10 protein-coding genes are annotated in these 12,250 nt (G+C 68.0%); 9 read left to right on the top strand and 1 reads right to left on the bottom strand.

Features of this window, described 5'->3' with window-relative positions; all coding sequences use genetic code 11:
• Positions 1 to 13 precede the first annotated feature (13 nt).
• The 7 genes from MEBOL_RS33595 (at position 14) to MEBOL_RS33565 (ending at position 5,925) form a co-directional block, all read left to right on the top strand.
• Positions 14 to 571: a YcjF family protein gene (locus MEBOL_RS33595; RefSeq protein WP_095981257.1), complete on the top strand. Its 558-nt coding sequence runs from the start codon at positions 14 to 16 to the stop codon at positions 569 to 571.
• A gap of 67 nt (positions 572 to 638) precedes the next feature.
• Positions 639 to 2,315, top strand: coding sequence for an ATP-binding cassette domain-containing protein (locus MEBOL_RS33590; RefSeq protein WP_095981256.1), 1,677 nt, complete (start codon positions 639 to 641; stop codon positions 2,313 to 2,315).
• 46 nt (positions 2,316 to 2,361) lie between these two features.
• Complete coding sequence (locus MEBOL_RS33585) at positions 2,362 to 2,946, top strand: YcjF family protein (RefSeq protein ID WP_095981255.1); 585 nt, start codon at positions 2,362 to 2,364, stop codon at positions 2,944 to 2,946.
• A 23-nt stretch (positions 2,947 to 2,969) separates the two neighbouring features.
• Entirely contained in the window at positions 2,970 to 3,191 is a 222-nt protein-coding gene (locus MEBOL_RS33580; RefSeq protein WP_095981254.1) for a hypothetical protein, read from the top strand.
• A gap of 19 nt (positions 3,192 to 3,210) precedes the next feature.
• Entirely contained in the window at positions 3,211 to 4,443 is a 1,233-nt protein-coding gene (locus MEBOL_RS33575) for a prohibitin family protein (protein WP_095981253.1), read from the top strand.
• A gap of 170 nt (positions 4,444 to 4,613) precedes the next feature.
• Positions 4,614 to 5,249 (top strand): YcjF family protein, encoded by a 636-nt coding sequence (locus tag MEBOL_RS33570; RefSeq protein WP_095981252.1) that lies wholly within the window; start codon positions 4,614 to 4,616, stop codon positions 5,247 to 5,249.
• A gap of 46 nt (positions 5,250 to 5,295) precedes the next feature.
• Entirely contained in the window at positions 5,296 to 5,925 is a 630-nt protein-coding gene (locus MEBOL_RS33565; RefSeq protein ID WP_095981251.1) for a YcjF family protein, read from the top strand.
• A 42-nt stretch (positions 5,926 to 5,967) separates the two neighbouring features.
• Here MEBOL_RS33565 and MEBOL_RS33560 read toward each other — a convergent pair whose 3' ends face one another.
• Positions 5,968 to 7,467 (bottom strand): type 2 periplasmic-binding domain-containing protein, encoded by a 1,500-nt coding sequence (locus MEBOL_RS33560; protein ID WP_170115646.1) that lies wholly within the window; start codon positions 7,465 to 7,467, stop codon positions 5,968 to 5,970.
• A 112-nt stretch (positions 7,468 to 7,579) separates the two neighbouring features.
• Between MEBOL_RS33560 and MEBOL_RS33555 the strand changes: the two genes are divergently transcribed.
• Complete coding sequence (locus MEBOL_RS33555; RefSeq protein WP_095981249.1) at positions 7,580 to 8,965, top strand: MFS transporter; 1,386 nt, start codon at positions 7,580 to 7,582, stop codon at positions 8,963 to 8,965.
• A gap of 116 nt (positions 8,966 to 9,081) precedes the next feature.
• Positions 9,082 to 12,228, top strand: a complete 3,147-nt coding sequence (locus MEBOL_RS33550) for a TonB-dependent receptor (protein ID WP_245919064.1) — start codon at positions 9,082 to 9,084, stop codon at positions 12,226 to 12,228.
• The last annotated feature ends 22 nt before the right edge of the window (positions 12,229 to 12,250 follow it).

Here is a 12,250-nt window from a genome sequence, read left to right as displayed (position 1 = left end):
AGGAGACAGCACCATGACCGTCGAGACCCCTCCGCAGACGCAGTCCCCCCCGGAGCCGACCCAGCAGACCCCGGCCGAGCCCAAGCCCCCGGCGCCGTTGTTCGGCTCGGAGGCGGCGCGAGAGCGGACCCTTCAGGCCGAGTCCATCATCAAGCGCAACACGCTCTGGGCCCTGGGGGCCGGCGCCCTCATCATCCCGTGGGTGGATGTGGCGGCCGCCCTGGCGGTGCAGATGAAGATGCTCAAGCAGCTGTCGGAGCTCTACGGGGTGAAGTTCTCCGAGGGCATCGCCAAGAAGCTGGTGCTCTCCCTGCTGATGAGCTCGGGCGGCGTGCTGGCGGGAGTGGCGGCCGCGAGCGCCCTGAAGGCCATTCCCGGAGTGGGCTCGGTGCTCGGCGCCCTGACCTTTCCCCTGTCGGCGGCGGCGTTCACGAACGCGGTGGGCCGTGTGTTCCTCCTGCATTTCGAGACGGGCGGCACGCTGCTGGACTTCGATCCGAAGAAGGTCCAGGAACACTTCACGCGCGAGTACGAGAAGTCCAAGCGTGCCCTGGACCAGCCCGTTGATTGACGGAAACGGGGCACCACGCTACGTGGGCACGGGTAGAGTCAAGTAGTCAGAGTGAGGCCGTGGATTCATGGCGTTGACCATCATCGAAATGCTGTCCAAGGAGGCGGGCGCGGAGCGGCGCAATCTGTTCATCGCCGCGAGCCTGTCGGGTCTCGCCAATTCCTTTGTCATCGCGCTCATCAACTCCGTGGCGCGCAGCATTCCCAACGTGCGGATGCACTCCTTCGTGCTCTTCGCGCTCTCGGTCGCGCTCTACGTGTTGACGTCGCGCTACACGTTCCATCGCACCACCCGGCTGGTCGAGTCAGCGCTGCACCACATCAAGATCCGCATCGTGGACAAGATCCGGCGCATGGATCTGCAAGGCTTCGAGCGGGTCGGCACTTCGGAGATCTACGACCGGATCACGGAGAACGTCACGGTCATCTCCACGTCCGCGGGCATGATCGCCGCCACCCTCCAGTCCATCTGCGTCCTGGTGTTCTCGGCGCTCTACCTGGCCTGGCTCTCGGTGCCCGCGCTCATGCTCATCTCGCTGCTGCTGGGCAGCGGCCTGATGCTCTTCCGCTCCAATCAGGATCTGGTGGAGAATGGCCTGCGTCAGCTGGGGATCTTCCGGCTCGCCTTCTTCGATCAGCTCACCGACCTGCTCAAGGGCTTCAAGGAGACGCGCTTCAACGCCAGGCGCAGCCAGGAATTGCGCGAGGACGTGCTGCGGACCTCGGAGCGCCTGCGCGACAGCACGATCAAGACCAACAGCCTGTTCGACGACAACCTCATCTTCTCCAACACGCTGCTCTTCGCGCTGCTGGCGTCCGTGGTGTTCGTCCTCCCCCAGCAGCTGGAACTCAAGAGCACGCAGGTCACCCAGATCATCGCGGCGCTGATGCTCTCGTGGAACTCGGTGGCCATCGCCGTCAACTGCTACCCCGCCTACATCCGCTCCAACCACGCGCTCATGGCGCTCGAGGCGCTGGAGCAGAAGCTCGAGTCGGGCAGCGATCCCCTGGCGAAGGAAGCGCTCGTCTCCAACCCCTGGAAGGGACGCTTCTCCCGCATCGAGGTCTCCCGGCTGGAGTACACCTACAGACCCACGACGGACGACGGCATGAACTTCCACATCGGTCCGGTGGATCTCACCCTCCAGGCGGGCGAGGTGGTGTTCGTCGTGGGTGGCAATGGCAGCGGCAAGTCCACCTTCCTCAAGACCTTCACGGGGCTCTATCCCGCCAGCGCCGGCAGCATCCGCGTGGATGGCGTTCGCGTCGATTCCCACACCCTCGCCGCCTATCGCGAGCTCATCTGCACCATCTTCACGGACTTCCACCTCTTCTCCCGGCTCTATGGCCTGCTGGACGTGCAGCCCGAGGCCGTCCAGGCGTTGATCGCCCAGATGCAGCTGGAGGAGCAGACGTCCTTCTCCCAACAGCGCTTCACCCGGCGGGAGCTGTCCACGGGCCAGCGCAAGCGCCTGGCCATGATCGTGGCCCTGTTGGAGGACCGGCCGCTCTACATCTTCGACGAGTGGGCCGCGGATCAGGACCCGACGTTCCGGCACTACTTCTACAAGGAGCTGTTGCCGATGCTGCGCGCGCGCGGCAAGACGGTGATCGCCGTGAGCCACGACGACCGGTACTTCTCCTGTGCCGATCGGGTGGTGACGATGGAGTACGGCCAGGTGCGCTCCATCGAACAACATGGGGAAGGAGCGCCGCCGCCCCCCTCCCCCGAGAAACCCTCCTGAGGGACGATCTCCCTCCTAGCGCCAGCGCTACACGAAAGGCCGCACCATGTCCGTCGAGACCATCCAGTTCGAGGCAGCGCCGCAAGCCTCCGCCGCCGAGGTGAAGGCACCCGCCCAGGAGGTGGCCGGCCCCGTGGTCGATGCGCGGGAGCGGCTGCGTCAGGCCGAGACCATCGTCTATCGCAACACCTTCTGGGCCATGGGCGCTGGCGCCATCGGCGTGCCCCTGATCGACCTGGTGGCGGCCTCCGCCGTGCACCTCAAGCAGCTCAAGCAGCTGGCGGACCTCTACGGCGTGGACTTCAAGGAGGGCCTCGCCCGGAAGCTGGTGGCCGCGATGCTCATGAGCCTGGGGGGCGTGGGCGTGGGCACCCTGGCCACGTCCCTGCTCAAGCTGATTCCCGGCATCGGCACCGGCCTGGGGATGTTGTCGCTGCCCATGGCGCTGGCCTCGTCGACCAACGCGATCGGCCAGGTCTTCATCATGCACTTCGAGGCGGGAGGGACCCTGCTCGACTTCAACCCCACGCGGATGCAGGACTACTTCAAGAGCGAGTTCGAGAAGGCCCAGCGGCACGTCGCGGAGCTCAAGCGCAAGGCGACCTCCCCCGCCGAGAACAAGGCGAGCTGACCCACCCCGGAGGGAGTGACCCCATGGACCTGACCCCACTGCTCATCGCCCTGCTGCCCGTGCTGCTCGTGTTCGCCGTGGGACTGATGGGCAGCACGCGCAGGCTTGGCTTCTGGCCCACGGTGGTGCTGTCCGTGGTGTTGACGCCGATCGGCGGCGGCCTGGTGGCGATCCTGTCAGGACCCAAGCGCCTCAAGAAGAAGCGGGCGTCCTCCCGCGACGAAGACACGTCCCGGCGGGAGTGAGTTCCCAGGAGAAGGCATCATGTTCCGCAGCAAGCCGTCCCCCGACACCGAGCCGCCGCCGACCTTCCGCGAGCAGCTCGCGGCCGCCTTCCTCCAGTTGCGCTTCACCGTGTACCTGGTGCTCGTCTTCTGCCTCATCCTGTTGGGCTTCGTCTGGCAGCGCGTCTTCATCAGCGTGCCCCCCGGCCACAACGCCGTCATGTACCGCTTCCTCGGGGGTGGCACCGTCACCGATCGGGTGTGGGGCGAGGGCCTGCATGTCATTCCGCCCTGGGACCGGCTCACCATCTACGACACGCGGCTGCAACAGCGCACCATCCACTTCAACGTGCTCAGCGAGGAGGGCCTCCAGCTGGGCGTGAAGGTGTCCATCCGCTACCGGCCCCACCTGGACATGCTGGGTTTCCTCCAGCGCGACATCGGCAAGGACTACTTCGACAAGCTCGTGCTGCCGGAGATCCAGGCCCACACGCGCCGCACCTTCGGCAACCGGCCCGCGCACGAAATCTACTCCAGTGCCAAGGACGTCCTGCAGGAGCTGGGGCGCGTGCCGGTGCTCGGCCGCATCGAGGACTCGGGCGGCACTCCCAACGCCAACCCCTACGTGGTGGTCCAGGAGCTCAAGCTCATGGACATCTCCCTGCCGGAGATGGTGGCCGGCGCCATCTCGGACAAGTACCGGCAGGAGCAGCTCATGCTCGAGTACCGCTACAAGCTCGAGCGCGAGGAGAAGGAGGCCGAGCGCAAGCGGACCGAGGCGGCCGGCATCCGCGACTACAACGAGATCGTCGGCAAGCTGTCGCCGGAGATGCTGCGGCTCAAGAGCATCGAGGCCACGCTGGAGCTGTCCCGCTCGCCCAGCTCCAAGGTGGTGCTGCTCGGAGGCGGTCAGCAGGGCCAGGCCCCCTCGCTCATCATGAACCTGGAGGGCCCTCCGCCGGCCGCGTCGTCCACGCCCCCCCCCGCGGCCCCGCCGCCGGCCGCCGCCATGCGAGAGCCGCCCGGCGACAAGGGCTCCCCGACGGGCAAGACCACCCCGGCGGTCGAGGAGAAGCCCCTCACGGCGCGCGCGGTCACGCGCCCCGCCACCGATGCCTCCCCCTCCACCGGCACCGTCACGGCGGTCCGGATCGAACCTCCCGCCGAGCCCTCGGCCGAGCGCCCGGGGACCACGCGGGACAACAAGGGGCCCGAGGCGCCCCCCGCCCCGTCGACGCCTCCCGGGCCGCCGCCCCCCGCGGGCATCTGGTGAATGGCAGCCAACACACCCGGGCGGCAGGCATGCCGGACAGGACTTTCCGCGACACGCGGATTGATATGGGAGTAGCAACGCACAGTATCGGCAGGGAAAATAGTGAAGTACGCGGAGTGAAGGCAGTGTGAGTCGCCGCATCGCGATGAACCCAGGCAGGAGGCAGGATCATGTCCGTCGAGACGTACAAGGTGGAGACGTCGACGCAGTCCCCCACGCATGAGGTGAAGACGACCAAGGAGAAGAAGAAGGAGCGGGAAGCGCGGCCGCCCCAGCCCCAGCCCCTGCTGGGCTCGGCGGAGTCCCGCGAGCGGCTGCGCCAGGCGGAAGCCATCGTCAAGCGCAACACGCTGTGGGCGGTGGGCGCCGGCGCGCTCATCTTCCCCGTCGTGGACGTGGTGGCGGCCTCGGCGGTGCAGCTCAAGATGCTCAAGAACCTGTCGGACCTCTACGGGGTGAACTTCTCCGAGGGCATCGCCAAGAAGCTGGTGAGCTCGCTGCTGATGAGCCTGGGCGGCGTGGCGGTGGGCGTGGGCGCCGCGAGCCTCATCAAGCTCATTCCCGGCGTGGGCTCGGCGCTGGGCGTGTTGACGTTCCCGCTGTCGGTGGCGGCGTTCACCAACGCGCTGGGCCGGGTGTTCATCATGCACTTCGAGTCGGGCGGAACGCTGCTCGACTTCGATCCGAAGAAGATGCAGGAGCACTTCAAGAATGAGTTCGAGAAGGCCCGGCTGACGGTGGATCAGCTGCGCAAGGAAGACTCCCAGGTCGAGACGACGGTTCGCGCCGAGCGCAGGGAGACATGAGGCGCGCACACTCACCGGGTCGTGAATCCAGACAGGAGTCAGCGGCATGTCCGTCGAGATCCACCAAGTAGAGCCCTCCACACAGGCCCCCGTGCCCGAGGAGAAGACGCAGGACGCGCCCGCCTCGGCGGACGCCCTGCCCGTGCCTCCCGTGCTGGGTTCACCGGAGGCGCGGGAGCGGCTCTACCAGGCGGAGGCCATCATCCGCGGCAACACGTTGTGGTCCGCGGGCGCCGGCACGTTCGTCATCCTCTTCCCCTACATGGACGTGGTGGCGGCGGCGGCCGTGCAGCTCAAGATGCTCAAGAACCTGTCGGACCTCTACGGGGTGAAGTTCTCCGAGGGCATCGCCGCGAAGATCGTGAGCACCCTGGTGATGGGCTCGGGAGGCGCGCTGGTGGGTGATGCGGTGATGCGCATCGTCAACTTCATTCCGGGCGTGGGCAGGGCCCTGAGCGCGGTGTCCGCTCCCCTCATGGCGGCGGCGTTCACGCATGCGCTGGGCCACGTGTACGTCGTCCACCTCGAGTCCGGCGGCGCGCTGCTGGACTTCGATCCGAAGGCGATGCAGGAGCGCTTCAAGGAGCAGTACGAGAAGTCCAAGGAGGCGGTGCGGGAGCTGCGCAAGGAAGTCGTCGAGTCGGCGACCCAACACTTCCGCCCCCCGTCGGCCTGAGCCCCGGCCCGGGCCGGAACGGAGGGGCCCCCGGGGTGTCCCTCAGTTCCGGCCCACGGCCGCCTTCCAGATGTCCACCATGTCCGCCAGGGGCTGACCCTCGAGCCGGGGCGGCTCGGTCACTTCCAGCACGGGCTGGACCCCGTGGCGGCGCAGGCTCAGGAAGAGGTTGCCGTCCACGTCGTAGTCGAGCAGCGACAAGTCGATGGCGGGACGGAAGCCGTGGAGGATGGCCTTCTGCTGCTGCTCCTGGCCGCGCAGGTAGGCCAGCCACCGGCGCGCCGCGTCCCTCTGGGCCTCGATCTCCGGGCCCCGCGCCTCGGGCCAGAGCAGGTAGGCCGCGTGCGCGTTGACGAAGGTGGGCTCGGGGTAGTTGATGCGCACGTCGGGCTTGACCCCCGGGTAGCGGTCGATGCGCTGCAGCAGGGGCAGCGCCAGGTGCTCGAAGGTCACCACCCCGTCGAACTCCCGGGCGCCCTCGTCGAGCAACCGCTGGGTGGCCAGCTCCGTGGAGCGGGGGAAGTCGGGCATGCCCGCCTGGCAGCGCTGGAGCCAGCGCCGCAGCTGCTCCTTCTTGGCGGAGAAGCCCTGGGCGAAGGCCTCGCGCAGCTGCTCGTTGCCCAGCACCACCGTCTCCTGGGGACCCGCGTCGGCGGGCGCGGCCCGGCGCTGACGGGGCGGCAGCGAATAGTCATACGCCAGCAGGTAGAGCACCTCGAAGCCCGAGGTGGAGTGCGTGGGGGAGGTGTGCTGGATCTTCACCCTGTCCCAGCTCACCAGCTCCTCGCGCGAGGGCAAGGGGCGCTCTCCCGCCGCGGGACGGGGCATCCGCGCGGCGTTCTGGTCATACCAGTCCACCCAGCGGCCCGGCAGCTGCTCCTCCAGGGGCGTCTTCGAGGGGTCGGCATCGCGCGGCACGAGGGCGCAGAGCGAGGACATCCAGGGGCCCTCGGGACTGCTCTGGGCGGACAGGAGGGCCTGGAACATCCGCAGCTGGTCGTACCAGACGAGCACCACCAGCGGCGAGCGGACCAGGGAGGTCCGTTCGGAGGGCTCGAGCAGGATCTCCGGGCGGGCGCGTGCCTTCCAGCGCGCCATCAGGTAGTCGACGATGAGCTCGTCCGTGGGCGCCCAGACCAGGGGCCGCTGCTCACCGGACAGCAGCGCCTCCGCGGACTGCAAGCCGCCCATCGCCGTGAGCTTCACCTGGATGTTGGGGCAGAGCCGGGCGAAGTCGTCGACGGCATCCTCGATCCAGGCCCGCTTCTCCTCGCTGTAGAGCATGGAGAAGGCGATCGGACGGCCATTGGGCGTGGGGGGCCCACACACGTCCTCGCGAAAGGAATTGAGGGTCTTCACGTCCGCCATGCGCGTGGCCGGCGCGGGCCTGGAGCGGGCGTCATGGCCCCAGAACCAGTAGTAGAGCCAGCCGGCCACCAAGGCCAGGGTGAGGAGGAAGCCCAGGACGGAGCGCGGCCCCAGCCCCAGCTCGGTCCATGAAAGGGGCCTCGGGGTGCGTCCGTTCGAAGGAGTGTTCTCCATGAGGCGGGCGATGATGCCGGGGCCGTCCCCTTCTCGCAATGAATCCGGGAGTGTGGAAAACAATGCCTGGTCAGGCTCGCCATCGCGGTCCTGCATGGCCTTGGGGTGAAGCATGATGCAGACCGACATGTCGACCGCGACCCCCTCGAACAACGCGCCCTCGTCCCATCCCGTGCTGCTGGGCGCCTGGTATGGCCTCGCGACGCTGATCCTCGCGTCGATCTGTGGCAACTCGGTGATGCAGGTGATGGCACTGCTGACCGAGCCGCTCAAGCAGGAGCTCTCGCTCTCCGACACGGAGATTGGCGCGCTGCGCGGCCTGGGCGCGACGCTGGTCGTCGCCCTCGCCTCCTATCCGATCGGCTGGCTCGCCGACCGCATCGATCGCCGGCGGATCTTCGCGGTGTGCATCTTCATCTGGTGCGCGGCGACCGCCGCGTCCGGACTGGCGCGCGACTACGAGATGCTGTTCGTCTTCGCGATGGGCATCTCGGTGGGCGAGGCCGTGCTCGGTCCGGTCACCTACTCGCTGATCCCGGACCTGTTCCCGCCCGAGCGCCGCATGCTCGCCAACTCGATCTTCTTCGTCTCCCAGCTGTTGGGCTATGCCGTGGGACTGGCGCTCGGCGGTCTGCTGATCGGCGCGGTGGAGCGCTCGCATGCCGCGCTCCCGGCGGCGCTCGCCTCCCTGTCGACGTGGCGCATCGTGTTCATCCTGGTGGCGCTGCCGGGCATCGTGCTGATTCCCATGATGCTCGCGATCCCCCTGCGCGAGGCGGCGCGCGCGGACAGCGGGGCCGGGACGGCCGCGCCCGGGGAGCACGGCGGATTGCTCGCCTATTGCCGGGCGCACGTCCGGACGCTGCTGTCGATGTTCGCCGGCTTCGGTGCGATCGGCGCGGCCAACTTCACCGTCTTCGGTTGGATCGCGGTCGCGATCGTCCGGATGTTCGGCGCGACGCCCGCGGAGGTGGGCGTGACGCTGGGCCAGGTCTTCGCGGTGGGCAGCGTCCTCGGCGTGACCGCCGCCAACCTGCTCGCCAAACGCCTCGCGCGGCGCGATGCCGACGCCGCGCCGGTGCGGGTCGCCGAGCTGGGAGCGCTCACGGCGCTGGCGTTCTCGCTGCTGTATCTGGTCGCCACGACGCCGACCCAGTTCTACGTGATCGCGACCTTCCAGATCGCCGCGTCGTTCGGTGGCCTCGCCCTGTCGCCGACGGTCAACCAGGGGATCGCCCCCGCGCGGATCCGGGCGCGGATGATGGCGCTCGGCGGCATGTTCTACATCGCCTTTGGCGCGCTGAGCCCGCTGGTGGTCGGCATCATCTCCGATGCGCTGGGGCCCGAGCCGCGCAACCTGCTGACCGCGATGATGCTCGTGGCGGTGCCCGGCTTCGTGGGCGGCGCGCTGCTGCTGCGCTTCGGCGAGGGCACGCTGCGCCGGACGATGGACAGCGTGAAGGCCGACGATGCCGCCTTCATGGCGCGCCTGGAGTAGGAGAATCGAGGGGGCTCGGCTATTTTCACACGCCTTTCGGGTGCACCGCAGTCCGCCCAAGTGGAGGGGGTTTCAGCATGCAAGTGAAACGGATGCTCCGGACGACCGGAGTGGTCATGGCTCTGTCCTATGGAACGGTGGCCCACGCCGACAGCGTGATTCTCGGGACGGTCCTCGACGCCGAGACCCGCCAGCCGGCCCCCGACGTGGTCGTCACGGCGACGTCGCCCAACCTGCAAGGCGAGCAGGTGGTGGTGACGGACGCCCAGGGGCAGTACCGCATTCCCCAGCTGCCGCCAGGCGTGTACACGTTGCGCTTCGACAAGGAAGCGTTCCTGCCGTTCACGCGCCCGGACATCCAGCTACGGTTGGATCGCACCATCCGCGTCAACGTGCAGCTGCTGCCCGAGAGCGCCCAGGAGAGCATCGAGCTCGACGTCGTGGGGCGCGCGCCGACGATCGACGTGGGCTCGACGACGACGGGCCTCAATGTCGACCAGGACTTCATCAAGCGCATCGCGGTGAACCGCCCGGGCGGCAAGTCGGGCGCGGCCCGCTCCTTCGAGAGCCTCGCGGAGCTGGCGCCGGGTGCGCAGAACGACATGTATGGCGTGTCGCTCAACGGCACCACCTCCCCGGAGAACGGGTACGTGGTGGATGGCCTGTCCAACAACGACCCGGCCTTTGGCGTCAACGCGAGCCCCCTGAACGTGGAGTTCGTGCAGGACGTCAACATCATCACCGGCGGGTACATGCCCGAGTACGGCCGCTCGACGGGCGGCGTGCTCAACGCGGTGACGAAGTCCGGCTCCAACGAGTTCCACGGCTCGGTGTACGGCACCGTGACGCCGGGAGCGCTCGAGGGCACGCGCGCCCAGGTGGTCAGCGCCTCCTCGGTGATCGCCGGCCGCAACGCCCTGGACGTGCTGGGCGACGTGGGCGTCACCCTTGGCGGCCCCATCCTCCACGACAAGCTGTGGTTCTTCGCCGGCATCGCGCCCAACTACAGCCACTACACGCACACCCGCTCGATCAACGCGTACCAGACGGAGCGCGATCCGGTCACGGGCGAGCTCCGGGTGAGGACGAACGAGCGGGGCTTCAACCTGTTCACGGAGATTCCCGGCTCGCGGCGTGACATCGCGGTCCAGGGGCAGAGCCTGCAGTACATCGGCAAGCTGACGTACCTGCTCAACGCCAACCACAACTTCTCGCTGTCCGTGACGGGCACGCCGAGCACCTCGGGCGGTCCAGACACCATTTCCGTCAGCCCGCTGACGGGCCTGGTGCTGCCGCTGTTGCCCGGCAATCCCGACGCGGAGATCTTCTACACGAAGGCCACGGCGAGCACGACGTCCACCGCCCTCAAGTACTCGGGCGCCTTCAACGACAAGAGGCTGCTCGTCGACGCCAACCTCGGCTGGTTCCACCAGACGTCGGCCATCCTGCCCTCGGACGGCTCGGCCGTGGGCTCCACCACGGGCCTGGCGGGACTGGCGACGGCCGTCTACAGCGCCCCACGGCCCATCTTCTTCTACGAGCCTGGCCTCACCGCGGCCCAGGAGGCCTGCACCCAGAACGGAGATCCAACGGGGCTGCTGGCCTGTCCGGTGTACTCGTACTACGCGGGAGGCCCAGGCTACATCAACGACGCGAAGCTGGACCGCGTCCAGGCCAACGCCAAGGCCACCTGGCTGCTCAAGGCGCTGGGCACCCACGTGCTCAAGCTGGGCGCGGACGTGGAGCTGCTGCGCTACAACAACCTCAAGGCCTACTCCGGCTCCGTGTTCCTGCTCGAGGCCACCAACGGCGCCAACTGGGTGGACATCCGCCGCTTCGGCTACCAGTCCGGTCCGGACACGGCCACGAGCCTGGCCTTCCTGAACTCGACCACCACCAGCAACACGGCCGGTGGCTTCCTGCAGGACAGCTGGACCATCGCCCAGCGCGTGACGCTCAACGTGGGCGTGCGCTACGACGCCCAGTGGCTCTATGGCGGAGACGGCAACCTGGCCTTCTCGCTGCCCAATCAGATCTCCCCCCGCCTGGGCCTGGTGGTGGACCCGCTGGCCAACGGCCGCATGAAGGTGTACGCCAACTTCGCGCGCTACTACGAGCAGGTGCCCATCAACCTGCTCGATCGCGCCTTCCCGCCCGAGCCGCGCTACGTGGCGAAGCACTCCTCGGGCGTGGGCCGCTGCGATCCCGCCACCATCGCCACGCGGGAGGGACAGGCCACGTGCCTGGCCGACTCCAACCTGGAGCTGTTCAACGGCACCTTCGGCCCCGGGTTCATCGATCCGAGCTTCCTGCACTTCGGAGGCAAGGCGGACCGTGTGCCGGTGGACCCCGCCATCAAGCCCCAGTCGTCGGACGAGGTGCTGGTGGGCGCCGAGTACGAGCTGCTGGCCAACATCCGCGCCGGCGCGCTCTACACCCACCGGTACATGAACTCGATCATCGAGGACATGAGCCGCGACGGAGGCAATACGCGCATCCTGGGCAACCCGGGTGAGGGCTTCGCCCAGGAGTTCCCCAAGGCCACGCGCGACTACGACGCGGTGACGGTGTTCCTCAACCGCACCTTCTCCGACGGCTGGCTGGCGCAGGCGAGCTACACCTGGTCGCGGCTGTACGGCAACTACTCGGGCCTGTTCCGTCCGGAGACCTTCCAGCTCGACCCGAACTTCAGCTCGGACTTCGACCTGCTGTCCCTGATGGAAAACCGCACGGGCCTGCTGCCCTTCGACCGCACGCACGCCATCAAGGTGTTCGGCGCCAAGGAGTTCGCGTTCACCCGGGACCTGAGCGCGAGCCTCGGCCTGTCGTACCGCGGCAACTCCGGCGTGCCCATCAACTACCTGGGCGGGCACCCCATCTACGGCGCCAACGAGGCGTTCATCCTGGAGCGGGGCAGCGCGGGCCGCACGCCGTGGGTGAACAACATCGACGGCAACCTCGGGGTGAACTACCGCTTGAACAAGACCCAGGTGCTGTCGCTCAGCGTGGACGTGTTCAACCTGTTCAACTTCCAGCAGGCGACCACGGTGGACGAGGCCTACACCTTCCGCGGCGTGATTCCCGTCGTGGGAGGCAAGCCGGCCGATGGGCGGCTCACGCCCGAGCAGGTCACCGCCTACGATCCCGCCACGGGCCTGCCCTCGGGCACGCTGACCGAGGCGGACCTGAACAAGAACTTCAGGCAGCCCACCGCGTACCAGGCGCCACGGCAGATCCGCCTGGGTCTCAAGTACACCTTCTAGCCCCCTGGACGATTGGAGCGAT

The organism is Melittangium boletus DSM 14713, from assembly GCF_002305855.1.
Classification (GTDB): Bacteria; Myxococcota; Myxococcia; order Myxococcales; family Myxococcaceae; genus Cystobacter; species Cystobacter boletus.
Note: the sequence above shows the minus strand (reverse complement) of the source record. Positions and strands in the feature narration are given on the sequence as shown.